The 16230-nt window shown below is 46.4% G+C and carries 17 protein-coding genes; 9 read left to right on the top strand and 8 right to left on the bottom strand.

The genetic code is table 11. The features are described from left to right. Positions 1 to 81 precede the first annotated feature (81 nt). From thiL to sppA, 4 genes are read right to left on the bottom strand one after another with little or no spacing between them, the layout of a single operon-like run. A complete protein-coding gene (thiL, locus tag EZ315_RS00870; RefSeq protein ID WP_135469803.1) occupies positions 82 to 1098 on the bottom strand; it encodes a thiamine-phosphate kinase in 1017 nt (338 codons plus the stop codon). A 17-nt stretch (positions 1099 to 1115) separates the two neighbouring features. After that, positions 1116 to 1928, bottom strand: coding sequence for a purine-nucleoside phosphorylase (locus tag EZ315_RS00875; RefSeq protein WP_135469805.1), 813 nt, complete (start codon positions 1926 to 1928; stop codon positions 1116 to 1118). A gap of 57 nt (positions 1929 to 1985) precedes the next feature. Then, complete coding sequence (gene lpxK, locus EZ315_RS00880) at positions 1986 to 3083, bottom strand: tetraacyldisaccharide 4'-kinase (protein ID WP_135469807.1); 1098 nt, start codon at positions 3081 to 3083, stop codon at positions 1986 to 1988. Positions 3084 to 3112: 29 nt separating this feature from the next. Beyond that, complete coding sequence (gene sppA, locus EZ315_RS00885; RefSeq protein ID WP_135469809.1) at positions 3113 to 4894, bottom strand: signal peptide peptidase SppA; 1782 nt, start codon at positions 4892 to 4894, stop codon at positions 3113 to 3115. A gap of 367 nt (positions 4895 to 5261) precedes the next feature. Here sppA and mazG point away from each other — a divergent pair, with 367 nt between their 5' ends. Beyond that, entirely contained in the window at positions 5262 to 6059 is a 798-nt protein-coding gene (gene mazG, locus EZ315_RS00890; protein WP_170957511.1) for a nucleoside triphosphate pyrophosphohydrolase, read from the top strand. A 9-nt stretch (positions 6060 to 6068) separates the two neighbouring features. Beyond that, positions 6069 to 6821 (top strand): hypothetical protein, encoded by a 753-nt coding sequence (locus EZ315_RS00895; protein WP_135469812.1) that lies wholly within the window; start codon positions 6069 to 6071, stop codon positions 6819 to 6821. A gap of 23 nt (positions 6822 to 6844) precedes the next feature. Here EZ315_RS00895 and EZ315_RS00900 read toward each other — a convergent pair whose 3' ends face one another. From EZ315_RS00900 to mtgA, 3 genes are read right to left on the bottom strand one after another with little or no spacing between them, the layout of a single operon-like run. Then, a complete protein-coding gene (locus tag EZ315_RS00900; protein ID WP_135469814.1) occupies positions 6845 to 7297 on the bottom strand; it encodes a YolD-like family protein in 453 nt (150 codons plus the stop codon). Then, the gene (locus EZ315_RS00905) at positions 7290 to 8798 is read right to left on the bottom strand and encodes a Y-family DNA polymerase (RefSeq protein ID WP_135469816.1); all 1509 of its coding nucleotides are present in this window, start codon (positions 8796 to 8798) and stop codon (positions 7290 to 7292) included. The genes EZ315_RS00900 and EZ315_RS00905 overlap by 8 nt, the downstream gene beginning before the upstream one ends. 11 nt (positions 8799 to 8809) lie before the next feature. Further along, positions 8810 to 9478, bottom strand: coding sequence for a monofunctional biosynthetic peptidoglycan transglycosylase (gene mtgA, locus EZ315_RS00910; RefSeq protein ID WP_135469818.1), 669 nt, complete (start codon positions 9476 to 9478; stop codon positions 8810 to 8812). A gap of 745 nt (positions 9479 to 10223) precedes the next feature. On the opposite strand from mtgA, the gene fmt reads away from it, so the two are divergent. The 4 genes from fmt (at position 10224) to EZ315_RS00925 (ending at position 13226) form a co-directional block, all read left to right on the top strand. After that, positions 10224 to 11186, top strand: a complete 963-nt coding sequence (gene fmt / locus EZ315_RS00915) for a methionyl-tRNA formyltransferase (protein WP_135469820.1) — start codon at positions 10224 to 10226, stop codon at positions 11184 to 11186. 414 nt (positions 11187 to 11600) lie between these two features. Next, entirely contained in the window at positions 11601 to 12509 is a 909-nt protein-coding gene (locus tag EZ315_RS00920) for a metal ABC transporter solute-binding protein, Zn/Mn family (RefSeq protein WP_135469822.1), read from the top strand. Between the two features lie 5 nt (positions 12510 to 12514). Next, positions 12515 to 12784, top strand: a complete 270-nt coding sequence (locus tag EZ315_RS16580; RefSeq protein WP_242452575.1) for an ATP-binding cassette domain-containing protein — start codon at positions 12515 to 12517, stop codon at positions 12782 to 12784. Continuing rightward, positions 12687 to 13226, top strand: coding sequence for a metal ABC transporter ATP-binding protein (locus tag EZ315_RS00925; protein WP_242452554.1), 540 nt, complete (start codon positions 12687 to 12689; stop codon positions 13224 to 13226). The genes EZ315_RS16580 and EZ315_RS00925 overlap by 98 nt, the downstream gene beginning before the upstream one ends. Here the strand turns inward: EZ315_RS00925 and EZ315_RS00930 are convergent. Beyond that, complete coding sequence (locus EZ315_RS00930; protein WP_135469826.1) at positions 13218 to 14534, bottom strand: hypothetical protein; 1317 nt, start codon at positions 14532 to 14534, stop codon at positions 13218 to 13220. The two genes, EZ315_RS00925 and EZ315_RS00930, sit on opposite strands and share 9 nt — an antisense overlap. Before the next feature lie 147 nt (positions 14535 to 14681). On the opposite strand from EZ315_RS00930, the gene EZ315_RS00935 reads away from it, so the two are divergent. The 3 genes from EZ315_RS00935 to EZ315_RS00945 are packed head-to-tail and all read left to right on the top strand — an operon-like array spanning position 14682 to position 16182. Beyond that, the gene (locus EZ315_RS00935; RefSeq protein ID WP_170957415.1) at positions 14682 to 15191 is read left to right on the top strand and encodes an RNA polymerase sigma factor; all 510 of its coding nucleotides are present in this window, start codon (positions 14682 to 14684) and stop codon (positions 15189 to 15191) included. A gap of 6 nt (positions 15192 to 15197) precedes the next feature. Then, a complete protein-coding gene (locus EZ315_RS00940) occupies positions 15198 to 15746 on the top strand; it encodes a hypothetical protein (RefSeq protein WP_135469829.1) in 549 nt (182 codons plus the stop codon). A gap of 7 nt (positions 15747 to 15753) precedes the next feature. After that, the gene (locus EZ315_RS00945) at positions 15754 to 16182 is read left to right on the top strand and encodes a DUF5024 domain-containing protein (RefSeq protein WP_135469831.1); all 429 of its coding nucleotides are present in this window, start codon (positions 15754 to 15756) and stop codon (positions 16180 to 16182) included. Positions 16183 to 16230 lie beyond the last annotated feature (48 nt).

Here is a 16230-nt window from a genome sequence, read left to right on the forward strand (position 1 = left end):
ATTTATTAGAACACCCTCACGTCAAAAAGTTTAGCCTGGGACAGACAATATATGTTAATTCAGAAGAAAAATCATCAACATCTATTTCAAAGGATTCCATCCCTGAGCCTGAAGAGGTATCTCCGCCCCATCCCTGGTGACCATTGCGCATCCAAGTTCAGGCTTGGTTATATGGCCTATCACCTTTACTCCGGGAAGATCCTTTACCTTATCATGGCTATGCAGAGGCACGGTGAACAGCAATTCATAATCCTCACCGCCATTCAATGCCGCAGTAATAACATTCATGTCAATCTCCTCGGCCATGATTGCGGTCTGATAGTCTATAGGGATACGCTCTTCAAACACTCTGCACCCTACCCCGCTGTCATTACATATGTGCATAAGTTCCGAACTCAGACCATCACTCACATCCATCATTGCGGTAGGGACAATCCCGGCCTGAGCAAGCTCTCGCACTATATCCTTACGAGCTTCAGGCTTAAGCTGACGCTCCACAAGATACTCTTTTCCAGCAAAATTTGGCTCAAAATCTTTCTGACCTACCGATGCCACCTTCTCACGTTCAAGAAGCTGAAGCCCCATATAAGCAGCACCAAGATCTCCCGACACACAGATGAGATCGGTATCCTTAGCTCCTGAACGTGTAACGATCTTATCGGGATCGGCCTCTCCGATGCATGTTATAGAAATCACAAGCCCCTGACGTGACGACGTTGTGTCACCACCTACAAGATCTACACCATATATTTCACAAGCCAAACGGATGCCGCTGTACAACTCTTCGATATGCTCTACTGTAAAACGCTTCGAAATGCCCAACGACACAGTGATCTGCTTAGGAGTTCCGTTCATGGCGTATACATCAGAGAAATTCACGATAGCCGATTTGTAGCCAAGATGCTTGAGTGGCACATAGGTCAGATCGAAATGCACACCTTCAAGCAGCAGGTCGGTTGTGACAAGCATATCAGTATCATGATTGCGTATCACAGCACAGTCATCCCCAACACCCCGTATGGTGGAGGGGTTGACTGTGGGAAGTCCTTGTGTCAAACGGTCAATAAGGCCGAATTCTCCAAGCTGAGAAATCTCCATAATCTATCAGAAGCTCTTTAGCAACGGTTCACAAGCTCTTTCATGATCTCAAGGCACTTGGGTTGTGCTATCACAGCTGCCTGCTGTACCTCCTCGTGAGTCGGCACCTGCTTTACATCCTTACCGCCAAGATCAGTAATGACAGAGATGCCATACACACGCATACCTGCGTGATTAGCAACGATCACTTCAGGCACAGTAGACATACCTACACAATCTCCACCTATCACACGATAGAACTCATACTCTGCCGGAGTCTCAAAGGTAGGACCTGTAACACCCACATATACACCATGCATCAGACGGATACCTTTCTCATTGGCTATCTCATCAGCAAGCCTTATAAGCTCAGGGTCATAAGCATAAGTCATCGCCGGGAAACGAGTCCCGAGCTCAGGATAGTTCTTACCGCGAAGAGGGTGCTCCGGAAAGAGGTTTATGTGATCGGTAATTGTCATCACATCACCCACTACAAATTCCTTGTTCATACCACCGGATGCATTGGATACGAACAATGTATCCACTCCAAGAGCCTTAAACACCCTGACTGGGAATGTCACAGTCTTCATATCATACCCCTCATAATAGTGGAAGCGGCCCTGCATTGCAATGACAGGTTTCTCACCAAGCTTTCCGAAGATAAGGTTACCGCTATGACCCTCTACCGTTGAAACGGGGAAATTGGGGATCTCACTATAAGGGATAAACTGTTTGTCGGTTATATGGTCAACGAGCGGTCCAAGACCTGTGCCGAGGATTATAGCTGTGGCAGGCATATCGGACACGCGTGAACGCAGATATTCTGCTGTCTGATTAATTTTTTCCAGCATAGTAGAAGTATATATTATTATAACTTGAAAATTAGAATAGCTTCCAAAAGGACACTTTCATTTGAACAATCTCGAATCACGTATGGTTTTCTCAATGGTCTGCTCCAAAGGCATCTCGTGAGAACGGTCTATGAAATCGACCTTGATAGGCACATAGAAAATCCTGGACTTCAAGGCATGAGGGAAATACGGATTGTTAAACAACCTCACAGCGTCCTTCTCTGTAGTCACGATGAACTTATCTTCACCGGAAAGTTCATTGAACTCCTTTTCTATCTCAACCATATCAGAGGAAGAGAAATTATGATGATCGCCAAAACGTTTAAGTTTCACTTTGGCCTTTCTTCGGCGCAGATACCTCACAAACGGTTTTGGGTTTGCCACACCAGTCACCACAAGCAATGGTGTCCCTGGATCCAACGAATCGAATGAAGGTACATTTTCGACGGCATCGGGAAAAACAGGTACCAGATGCCCATAATTGTATCGAGAAAAATAGAGTTTCTGAAATGGGAATAGGTTAAGATTCTCTTCAAAAATACGATACTGCATAGGCTTCATATCGGGCGGACACTTGGTCACAATCACGATATCGGCACGATTTAGCGCGCCCCTCGATTCACGCAACCGCCCATAAGGCAACAGGCTATCCTTAAATACAGGACGATTATGCTCAGTGAGAACTATAGACACCGATGGCTTGACATACCGATGCTGGAAAGCATCATCAAGAAGGATAAGATTGATCTTAGGGTTTATCTCAAGCATTCGGTTTATACCGTCAACACGCTTCTCACATACAGCCACCGTAATTTCCGGACCGAACTTACGATATATCTGATACGACTCATCACCAATGTCCTCCGGCCGTGATTGTTGAGACGCAAGGACAAAACCTTTCGTGGACCGTTTGTAGCCACGCGAAAGCACCCCGATATTATATTTCTCCATCAGAGCCTCAACAATATACTCTACATGAGGAGTCTTGCCGGTTCCTCCCATAGCTATATTGCCGACAACGACTACCGGCACACTAAATTCCTGTTGCTTTAATATACCCTGTTCGAAAAGCTTGTTACGCACAGCAACTCCCAGGCCATAAAGGCGTGAGACCGGATAAAGCAACAGTGCTGAAAGCAATCGATTCCGAGGCATATCGTATATATTATTTTAAAGTGTTTGTCTTAGAGATTCACATCCATGGCCTCCATTCTGGCCTGAAGGGTTGACATACCCTTGATACTATTGAGTGTATCATAAAGCGAAGCCATCTCTCCAAGCTCATCACGTACAATATCGGCTTTTATGTCCGCACCTGCCTCAACAAGCAGATCGTACCATTTTTCTTTCCTCTCCGGGTAATTTCGTACAGTCCACGATGTGGCATCAAGCCTTTTAGCCATACCTTGAATCGCTGCATCAAGTCCTCCTATCTCATCAACAAGACCAAGCTTGAGAGCCTCGGAGCCATCCCACACACGACCTTCGGCGATCATTTTTAATGAATCCTGGCTCAGGCCTCTGCCCTGTGCACAACGCGCGGTGAACAATTCATATCCACGATCGACATATGCCTGCATAGATGCTTGCTGAGCAGGACTCATCGGCTGCAACAATGATGGCATAGCACCATTAGGATTGGTTGCCACTGTAGAGGTGGTAATACCAAACTTCCCGGAGATCAACCCCTTAAGATCTGGTATCAGTCCAAATATTCCAATGGACCCAGTGAGCGTGGTGGGCTGAGCATAAATCCTGTCGGCTCCACATGATATGTAATACCCACCTGATGCGGCATAATCAGCCATAGAAACGAAGAACGGCTTGCCGGTCAACGACTTCCATTGCTCCAACGCCTCCCATATCTGTTCAGAAGCAAAAGCGGAACCACCTCCCGAATTGACATACATTATCAATCCATCAATACTCTTATCATCGGCAAGGCTGAGGATCTGAGGCACCATGGTCCGTGCAACAATGCCCTCACCGGTTTCATCCGTGATATCGCCACAGGCATAAAGCACCGCTATATTCGCGCTACCTCCATCACCTTTCCTAAACACATCATTTACCTGACAATACTCAGCCGGAGTCACAGGATTCAGATCGTTCACATCTCCTACTCCTGTCGCATAGGCTACAATGGAATCAAACTCATGGCGATACACCATACGGTCAGCAATATGCATCTTCACATAATCCTCCGTAGGGGCGGCATATATTGATCCGTTTGCCCAATGATTGACAGTATCAGCCGACACCTTGCGAGCCTCAGCAATCTCTCCGGCAATATTTTCCCATATATTTGACAGGAACAGTTCCTCCTGTTCGCGAGCCGGAGCACTCATACCATCAAGAATATAAGGCTCCACCGCGCTCTTGTAAGTACCGACCTTGACCACCTGCACATCTACCCCAAGCTTGTCAAGAAGATTCTTGAAATAATATCTTGTACTTGATAGTCCATGAATATCAATCTGCCCGATAGGGTTTATGAAAATAGAATCGGCTGCTGTAGCCACATAATAATCACCTTGGGTGTATATATCTCCATAAGCATATATCCATTTTTCCGGAGCAGCATCCTTAAAGCGTTTCAATGCCTCCACGATAGCCTGACGCTTGGCGAGCCCTGCGGAAGAGCCTCGGCAATCTATCACAATGCCGTCAATACGGTCATCACCAGCAGATGCATCAATAGAACCGACAATCTCGTTGACACCCTGGGTTACCGTTTTGTCACCCCGCATCACTGCTATAGGGTCCAACTGTCCCGGACGGTCGGAAAGCTCCCCTGCAAGCACAAGTTTCAGATAGCTATGGTCATTAACCTGCACGACCTTACTTCTGCCAAGAGACGACACTCCGGCAGCGGCTATGATTAGAAGCAACCCGAAAAAAGCGATGAATAATGAAAACCATATCCCGGCCAAAGTGCCAAGAAAAGCCATTAAAAACTTCTTCATATTGAGAATATCAGCTGTATTTCAGCTACAAAAGTAACACAACTATCTCTCAAAAACAAATTATTGATACATTAATTTATATAGCATTCAAAAAACAGCACACCTCTGTAACGGCACTCAACAACCCATAATGCGCTAATAACTATTACCCCTACACCCCCAAAACATAATGTCCAGATGACACTTCCCCTAACCATAAACCAATTGCTTTTAGATACATTATGTATCATTGACAATTAGTCCTAACGATAAAACACCGCCTAATGGAGAGTCATATGTATCCATAAATATAATCCAATCTTTATTTTCGACTACAAAGCCATAAATTCATGAATTCTTCCTACCTTTGTACAAAAATTAGCCTATCATCATGCATAACAGACAAGAAAAGTTAGAAGCTCTCGGAAGAGTAATAGACACACTTGACATACTGAGAGTAAAATGCCCTTGGGATGCCAAACAGACAAACGAATCACTGCGCCCCAACACCATAGAAGAGGTATATGAACTATGCGATGCACTCATAAAGGAAGATGATCAAAACATACGCAAAGAGCTGGGCGATGTATTGCTCCACGTGCTCTTCTATGCGAAAATAGGGGAAGAGAAAGGGGAGTTCGATATCACAGACGTATGTGACGCACTTAACACCAAGCTCATCTACAGGCATCCTCACGTGTTCGGATCTACCCATGTGGATTCGACCGATGATGTGCTTAAGAACTGGGAAGAGCTGAAATTAAAGGAAAAGGGTGGCAACAAGACAGTGCTTTCAGGAGTACCCTCAGCCCTACCAGCCATGATCAAGGCGGAACGCATCACAGAAAAAGCCGCTAATGTGGGGTTCGACTGGCAGAAACGCGAAGACGTATGGAGCAAAGTCAGCGAAGAGATAGCCGAATTTGCCGAAGCTGCCGAATCAATGGGCGAAAAAGAGCGCGAAGCCGAAATGGGAGATGTCCTGTTCGCCATAATAAACGCATCAAGACTATATGGCATCAACTCCGAAAATGCCCTCGAAAAGACCAACGCCAAATTCATACGCCGCTTCAATCACATAGAACGCCGCGCTGCCGAAATGGGCAAACATCTCAAAGAAATGACTCTTGCCGAAATGGACCAACTTTGGGACGAGGCTAAATCCATCGAACGCGAAAAGGCATAAAACAGACGGATGACCTACAACGACCTGAACATTCACCCACGAGACGCGCACCTGTCATTCGACCCTGACACACATTCATACCATTTTGACGGACGCGAAATGACCTCGGTCACTACTCTTGTAGAGGATTGCTTCCCTAAATTTGACAAGAATTATTGGGCCGCACGCAAAGCCTTGCAGGAAGGAGTGGATCCTGATATGATTCTCGACCGCTGGGATCGTGAGGCACAACACGCCCGCGACCTCGGCACAATGATGCATGACAAGATAGAACACTACTATCTTGGAGAAGACCAGGGCGATGACACGGATGCATACAGGCTGTTCCGGCTGTTCGCTGCAAACAACCGCCTGCATCCTTACCGTACAGAATGGCGAATATATCACGAAGATTTTGATCTCGCAGGCACTCTTGACTTCATAGAATGCACCCCGCAAGGCAAGTTCAACATTTACGACTGGAAACGCTCAAAAAAACTAATCGACCCGACAGGAAGGATACTGACAGAATCCCGCTATCGGGCCACAGGGCTTCATCCAGTAAATCATCTTCCCGACACATCCTATTGGCATTACGCCCTTCAGGTGAGCATATACCGCTTTATCCTTGAAGAGAAATACGGAATATCAGTCTCTAAGATGCGCCTGGGTGTGTTCCATCCGTCCTACCATACACCATGGATTGTAGAACTACCATATCTGCACAACGAGGTCCGCTCTATCCTAAGTCATAAGCTCTCACATTCAGCAATCGCATTCTGACAATCAGCAACAGCAAACATAATTCACAAATCCCATTCATCACCGGTGAAGATATCACCGGTGATGGAAACCACATGCTCCAAAGGAATCCTATGGACTGCCACTGGACGAGTTCCGGCTGAACTGTCATGCAGTATAATGCATGAGTCCACCTCATCAACTCGCTTTATCCATCCGGAAACAGTAACATATTCCCCGCCATCCTTGGCAAGATCCGGGCAGAAATAACCGACAGTGATTTTCGCGCCATCAATATTGAGTGCATGACGGAGCCTACGCGTCAGCCGATCCTGCTCGTCGGCAGAAAGCTCAATCCTGCCACCAGTCAGACGAGCAGTCTCCCTTATAGCATCCTCATGACCAGTCAAGGCAGCAAAAGGGGCAAACTGCGCTGCACGATTAGCCAGCGGCATAGGACTGCGTGTCGCCGACACGTGATGTGGGAGATTGATTATATCGTCATATCTGCTACTCATGATGCCCTCCTATCAGTCGGTTACGTGTTCGCTGAGTGGCTCCATCGGCAAAATTCAAACCTTTTAATATCGAATTTTTACCGAACGACTTCTTGATGTTGAGAATCGTCTCCTGTAGGCGTCTTTCCTTGCGTAACATGGACTCCTCTATCTCTGCTCGGACACGCAATGCCTCGTAATCAGTAAATAGGTCAAGCTGAACCGGCTTCCTATGTGACATTACATCTGACTCATGTATGACATGATTGACTGAAAGCGTGATACGGCGAATCAGCAAGACAGGGTTTACCGTCCGGTCAAACAGCTCGACAACCGCATCAGATATAATACGTGACGACGAAGTGAACCGCTTGAGATTGGCTGTGCCATGTGCATGAGCAGGCACCATCCTGCCATAATGGTCTACCGATATCTTGCCATGATATTGCGAAGATATCTCAGGGTCAGACAATGACTCCACGTCATATCCCACCTCAAGAATCAGCTGGTCAGCAACAAGACTCTTCTCAAGCAGATCGAGTGCGACACCGTCAGCCATCTCCTGCACCACCACACGCGCCTTTTCAAATGTATATGCACAGGAAAGGACCTGACCGCTGCACATCGAGTGCGACTCCGGACGATATGCTTTTACAAGATCCATAGTCACAGGCTCCCATCCCCAGGCATGGTCAATCAACAGTTCGGCATTGACTCCGAAAAGCTTATACAGAAGAGCCTCATTGTTAATGGAACAGCGTGCAATATCACCCATGGTACGGATACCATAAGGCACAAGTCGTTTCAATATGCCGCGCCCCACCCGCCAAAAATCAGTCAACGGCTCATGCTCCCAAAGTTGGCGGCGATAGCTCGCCTCATCAAGCTCAGCTATCCGCATCCCATCCTTGTCAGGACTCATCTTTTTCGCCACAATATCCATCGCTACCTTACAGAGATACAGATTTGTCCCGATACCGGCTGTCGCAGTGATACCAGTCTCACGCAGCACATCCAATATGATATTTCTGGCGAGCTCATGGGCAGAAAGCTTGTAGGAGCCAAGATAGGATGTCGCATCAATGAAAACCTCATCAATAGAATATACATGGATATCTTCAGGTGCTATATATCGTAGATACACCCTATAGACACGTGTGCTGTACTCGATATAATAAGCCATTCTGGGCTTTGCTATGAGGTAACCCACTTCCAGGGATGAATCCGAATCAAGCTCATGCTTGAAATGAGATATCCTGGTAAGACTCCGCAAAGGGGACGACCACCGTCGCTGATTATTGACATCGCGCAGACGCTGCTCCACTTCAAACAGGCGCGGTCTTCCACCAAGCCCATAGGACTTAAGTGATGGCGACACAGCCAGGCAGATGGTCTTTTCGGTGCGGCTCGCATCAGCCACAACCATATTGGTGTCGAGAGGGTCAAGCCCCCTTTCGACACACTCCACCGAAGCATAGAACGACTTCAGGTCAATGGCTATATACTGTCGCTGCTGCTCCATCTCATTAACTATCAAATATATTTGCTTATTGTACGGACCCGGCGTTGTATGTATCTCGAAGGGTTAGCTGGATCAAACCTTAGAGGAGCAGGAAGGCTCACAGCTATAAGTATGCTCTGACGCTTGGATAACTTGGAAGCGGATGTATTGAAATAATAACGTGCAGCCGCCTCTACACCGTATATACCAGCACCCATCTCTATACTGTTGAGATACACCTCCATAATACGGTCCTTAGACCAGAAAAGCTCTATAAGAACTGTAAAATATGCTTCAAGCCCCTTGCGCAACCAACTGTGACCCGGCCATAGGAACACATTTTTAGCTGTCTGTTGAGATATTGTGCTCGCACCCCTCTGCCGTTTACCATTACGGTTTTCATCAATCGCCTTCCTGATCTCCTTGAAATCAAATCCGGAATGACTGTAGAAATTGGCATCCTCCGAGGCAACTACAGCCTTTGACATCCATGGAGAGATGTCATCACCGCTCACCCAGTGATGATGCCAGTGACGTTCACGCTCCATCTGCCTCTCGGTACCTTCAGGACTCAAAGCCCTTATCACCATAAGCGGTGTCACAAAAACCGGGACATAACGGAATACCACCACCGATAACACTGTGCTGCCAAAGAAGAATATCATCAGCCATATCACGAACTTGCGGACCCTTTTTATCATAGCAATCTACTTTATAACCACCGTGATACAACTGTACATCAATATATAAAACATGCAACAGAAACATACATTGGAACGAGACTTATTTTCTGAACACTACTGCACAGTCACAAGTATCCGGTTTTATACAAAATTACTTTTTTCCGATGATTCATACAAGCGACAACAAACCTTTTTCATCTGGTCCGGAACATCTCACTCCCGCAAAACGCTGTCAAATAAAGTCCTATAGAATGTTAAACTTAAAAAATATGAGAAAAACAGGAGCTACATTACATATTTTCTCAATTATTATTGCGATATTTGCGAGCATCAATTCATCAACATTATACCACATACCACCTACACATAGATATGACACGAGAAAAGCAGATATCAGCCACCGTTTCGCTGACAAGCTATGTGTCAGACTTATACCGGATTGACAATATAAATATAAGACTATTGTACCTTAAATTACGAACCAATTTCACAAAAACATTGACTATGGAACACAAAGGCAAAACGTTCGTATCCGTTTTGATTATTATATCATTCTTTTTCAGCTTTATATTCTGCTTCGACTCACCCAACATATTCACCAACATTATGCTCATAGGAGCTGATATCCTGTTTTGGGGAGGACTGCTTTGGCTATTATGGTGGGAAGGAGGCAAAAACAACTCTTCAAATTAAGCATAAACCTCAGAAGTTGCAGGAGTGACCGGGTTTTATTAATTTTGCCTGATAAAACAACTGCTGCAAAATGACAAAGAAAGATCTCCGCATTGTGTTTCTCGGCACTCCAGAGTTTGCCGTGGAAAGCCTTGAGGCTATTATAAATAACGGTTACAACGTTGTCGGCGTCGTGACAATGCCTGACAAACCAGCAGGCAGAGGACATAAGATGTACCAGTCTCCGGTAAAGGAATGCGCCATCAAGCACGGAATCAAGGTGATGCAACCTGTAAGACTAAAGGATCAGGTCTTCATTGACGAACTGCAAGCCCTGAAAGCCGACCTGTTTGTTGTGATAGCTTTCCGCATGCTTCCGGAAATAGTATGGTCCATGCCTCCGATGGGGACTTTCAACCTTCACGCGTCCCTCCTCCCTCGCTACAGAGGAGCCGCACCTATCAACAGGGCTGTAATGAATGGGGACACAGAGACCGGCGTCACCACGTTCTTCCTGAAACACGAAATCGACACCGGCGACATAATCCAACAAGAACGCGTAGACATATTTCCGACCGACAATGTTGGTGACGTACACGACCGTCTGATGCATCTTGGCGCACGGCTCACAGTCGAGACCATCGATGCCATTGTGTCAGGCACACTCACCACCATACCACAGGACCAACTCACAGGCGACACCGAACCGACTCCGGCACCCAAAATATTCAAAGAGGACTGCGAGATCCATTGGAACGAACCAGCCGAGAAGATTCATAACCATGTGAGAGGACTCTCCCCTTACCCGGCTGCATGGAGCACTCTCATCTCAGACAGCAAAGAGGTCGGCGCAATAAAGATTTTCGAGACTCAGATACTGAACGGCTCTGCCCCATCCTCTCCCGGAGAAATATCCATCGATGGGGACAGGCTCACAGTGGGAACCGGCACATGCAAAATAGAGATATTATCACTCCAGGCTCCCGGCAAACGACGCGTGACAACAGCCGAATACCTACGTGGAGCACACCTGTCCGACCCAAAATTCAAATAATCAAGAATATCCGACATCGACCTGCGACGATAATATCGCCAACACCATAACCACCATATCAAGCGCGCCATAATCATCATACATATCCGATGATTATGGCGCATATATTTTGTGCGGTATATATACAAAAAAATTATCCGTCATCCCGACGAATAATCTTCTTACCTTAAATCTAATACCATGAAAAACTGATGCAAAGTTAGGGAGAGTTTTACAAACTACAAATTTTTATATCTAAAAGCAGCGTTGCGTTAACCTTATTTAACCATAAATATACAAATACTTAAAATTTTATTATGAAGATATAGGATATCTGCTAAAATTTGCTTACATTTGCAAAAAATTTACAACACACGATCAACAATATTCTCTCCAATTGGTAATAATATATAACCCCTCCTCAAAGCAGTCCAAATGAAATCCCATAATTACATATTCTCATTGATAATAGCGATAATAACAGCAGCATGGATCGCCACAGGATGTGCCGGCGGACCTGCTGAACAACGCATTGTCACTGTAAGCATAGAGCCACAGCGTTATATGCTTGAACAGATCACAGGAGACCGTGTGCAGGTGAGAAGCCTCCTTACCGAAGGCGCAAACCCTGAGACATACGATCCGTCCGTGACACATATGTTCAATCTTGGCAACTCACTCGGATACCTTAGGATAGGTAATATCGGATTTGAGGCGGCTATAATCGACAAGATAAGCGAGGCAAATCCCGATCTACCCATATTTGACACATCAGAAGGTGTCATCCCCATACTCGGAACCCATTCTCATGGCGGCCACAGCCATACGGTCGTGGATCCTCACACATGGTCGTCAGTCAAAAACGCCAAAATAATCGCACGCAACATGCTTGCCGCAATGGAGAAAATAGATCCGTCCAACAAGGCATATTACCGTCGAAACTATGACAACTTCGCGGCGCGGCTCGACTCTATCGACAATGAGATAACAGCTCGACTCGCTCCACACAAGGGAGATTCTTTCATTGTATGGCATCCGTCACTAAGCTATTTCGCACGCGATTACGGACTCAACCAGGTAGTAGTCGGAGGTTCCGAGCATAAAGAAAGCTCCATAGCCGACCTCAAGGAATCCATCGATACTGCACGCAAACGCGGAGCTTCTATATTTTTCTTCCAGAAAGATTTCGACAGCCGCCAGGTGTCAGCCATAAACTCGGAACTGGATGCCCACGAAGTCACCATCAACCCAATGACGTATAATTGGGAGAATGAACTCCTTAAAATTGCCGATGCTATAGCTGAAGCTCCGACTGTAAGACACGAGGCATCTGCCGCACATTGATTACCATGACTACCATTCAGCCTGAAACCATAATATCGCTCCGCGACATATCTCAACGCTGGGACAACCGCACGGTGCTGGATAACATAAATTTCGATGTGCATCAGGGTGATTTCATAGCTATAACAGGACCTAACGGTGGCGGAAAAAACCACACTGCTCCGCATCATACTGAAATTGCTAAAACCCACAGCAGGCACAGTCACATATATGCACGATGGGGCACCTATAAAAAATCTTTCATTAGGCTACCTGCCACAGAAAAACATGATTGACTCACGGTTTCCCATAACCGTAGAGGAGGTAATCGCATCCGGACTGCTTGGCGACAGCATAAGAAAAGAAGATGCAAAAAAACGTATTGCCGATACCGTAAGGCTCATGGGGCTGGAACAACATACCTCAAAAAGCATCGGAGCACTCTCCGGAGGACAACAGCAACGCGCCTTACTTGGCAGAGCCATAATATCCCACCCGAGAGTGCTCGTACTTGATGAGCCGCTCAGCTATGTCGATAAAATATTTGAACAGTACATATATGACCTTGTGGCACAGCTCTCAGAATCGACCACCATACTGCTCGTGTCGCATGAGATGTCGACTATTGCCGGGATGGCAAACCGACATCTGATAATAGACCATACACTTCACGAGTGTCATTCGTCCCATCATCACGTCCATTACGACTGTGACGATTGCCAAGCACAATCAGAATGAGAACTGACACATAGCCCCTATGCGGCGTGCCCATGCGTGATTTCCGTCAAAATTCTGCCTGCGGCCGAAATTAGCTTCTGCGCCTACACTTATACGCGGCGTAAAATAATAGAACACATTGGCTGCGCCATAAAGCCCATATTTATATCCGTCAGCCTCACGAGGCGCGGACGTCATATTGCGGGCCTGACCAAAAGTCACCGAAGCCATAAGCTTGTGAGAGAAATGATAACTGGCTCCTAAAAAATAGCTCCAGCTCGGCACTGTGCGAAGCCTGCCGGGAGCATCAAGATTCTCCACAAGGTCATACTGCCCCATCAGAAAATCACCACCCACATTGGAATAGGAACGACCTATATTACCGATAGCATAAAGAGTCAATGGAGCCACAGGATTTCCCACAGCTGACAACTGTAGCCCAAAACCCATAGGAGAGTGATTGGTGCCGTTAACGAGATCCCTGTAAGGAAGCACCCGGGTTATAGCCGACAGACGAACATGCTGCTCACTTGCCCACTCATACTGCACCATGGCAGCAAGATTAGGGAATGTATTGGAACGAGATGCCACATTTTCATCAGTCTGGATTGCCTGTTGCGGTGTCTCCACAGAAGCCGCTACGGTTATACCTGACTTCTTGAATGTATGCATCCATCTGACAAGCAGAGCTGAAAAATCCATGCTCATGGTGGAACCGTTGGCATCGACAGTAGGTGCTATCGCCGAACCGTCAGAAAAAGTAGATGTAGCATATCCAACAGTCCAGTCATTCAAAGTTGCATAAGCCTTGCTGAGCTTGAAGTCACGCCCTTCATATCCATTGAATTTTGCCTGAATGTACAACTGATACGAGCCCACCTTAGTGTTTCTACCCAACACACGCAAAAAAAGGGATGTACCTGAAGGAGTAGTTCCGAAATGATTGCGATTAAGCGGCGTGTCACCCATAGGCACATTGTAAGGAGTGAACGCGGCTCCGGGCATCGAATTGCCGGGATCATAATATGCCCTCATCCTGACTACTCCTCCCACACCCATTGCCATGTTTGCATCATGGCTCATAAAAAGGAAATAAGGCGCGGCAGGGTCCTGATAATTCTTGAACTGGTCATAATAGAAGTTCTCGATCATGGAACGGATGGAATCTCGCTTGAGCGTTTCGCGATCCTCACCCCCTATTACCATAATGTGATGGTCAGCGACAAGCGAATCCCTCATCTCTTGACGCGATGACGGAGATGATGCCGAAACACCAAGAGCTGCAAGGCTGGCACCAAGCACTAAAAGCTGACGTTGTATTTGTCTCATAATGTCAGGATTTTTAAATTATTTTCAAAAGTTTTTATGAAATAGCAACAACCGGAACTGAAAAAATGTTGTCACTCATTTAATTTTTGTAAAAAAATCTGTTGAAAACGTGTAACATTTCACATGATCATCCGTCTATATAATAGAATGAACCGAAAAGAGTTTGAAGCGATAGCACCTTCAATAAGGGAAAGCATCATCAGAATGACCCGCAGGCTTGCTCCTGACAACACCGATACGGGTTTTCCTGACGATGTGGCTCAGGACACCCTTTTAAAGCTTTGGACCCAACGCGACCGTCTGGATTCATACCGAAGCATAGAGGCACTCGCCATGACAATCGCACGCAACCGTGCGATAGATCTGCTGAGAAGTGAAAAGAGCGGATATCACGTGAGCCTCGACGACTATGACTCCCCCGACAGCGGCCCATCCCCAGATGAATCGCTCGAAGCCACCGAGGCCGAGAACCGACTCACACATATAATGGCATCTCTTCCGTCAGCCCAACAAGCCCTCATAAGGATGAGGCACATCGAAGAGATGGATATAGATGACATCGCAAATGTAACAGGCTCGACACCTGGGGCAATCAGAGTTGCACTATCTCGCGCACGAAATCACATAAAAGAATTATTTTTACAACAGGATATCTGACAAAACATGAACAACATAACTGACAATAACTATAACGAGTGGGTTGACCGCTTCCTCAATGCCGAGACAAGCATGGATGAAGAGCGCGCACTATATGCCTACTTCTCACAGCGGCACCTGCCGCCGGAAGCGGAGAAGTACCGGCGCATGTTCGGATGGTACGACTCGATACGTCAATCTGACAATAAGGAGACCAACCGTAAATCATATAATCCACCCATCCGCGTCCTTCCACTCAAACTATGGCAATGGGCAGGAGCTGCCGCCGTCATCGCCATTCTTATCACAGTCGGTCTCAGCATGCGATCACACCGATACGATGATGCCTATGCCTACTCCGGCAGCTACATAATACGGGACGGAGAAAAGATCACCGACCTTGAAATAGTACTTCCGGAAATAGAATTGGCAGAACGTAAAATCGAGATGCGTCTGGCATCATTCAACAACGAATTCGACAGCTTCGACGAACGGTTCAACACATCTATGACATCCGATCTTGACATGGACAACCCCAATGTGCGCAACATCGTAGAAACAACCCTAAAATATTGACCTCACCATGACACGTACCCTCTTCATATCACTCATTCTCTGTCTCCTCGCACCTATTGCTTCCTATGCCCAAGGCTCTATATCCAATATCGTAGAGTCAATTGAGGACAGCAATCAGGTGAGCAATGTCATGTATCGCGAAAAGCGCGACCCAAGAACGCGAAAAGTGGTCAGATCAACCCGCCTCATAGTGTTCTCGGACGCAAAACTTGCCAAACGCCTAATCTCAGCAATAAAAAAAGAACGCCCCAATGCTGTGAACTACCAGGCAAACAATGAAAGAAATTCTGCTGTGTACTGCATAGATTTCAACGACAACAAAGGCAACTTCTCACGCTACTCTCTGATTCAGGAAGGAGGGAAACGCTGGACCCTTTCAGTCGAGACCTCATATACCGATCCAAAACGCAATCGCAACCAGCAACGAAGACAATAATCCATCACATAAAATCCACAAAACAGTCCGGGAGCTATGTTTTAAAAC

Source organism: Duncaniella freteri (genome assembly GCF_004766125.1).
GTDB lineage: Bacteria > Bacteroidota > Bacteroidia > Bacteroidales > Muribaculaceae > Duncaniella > Duncaniella freteri.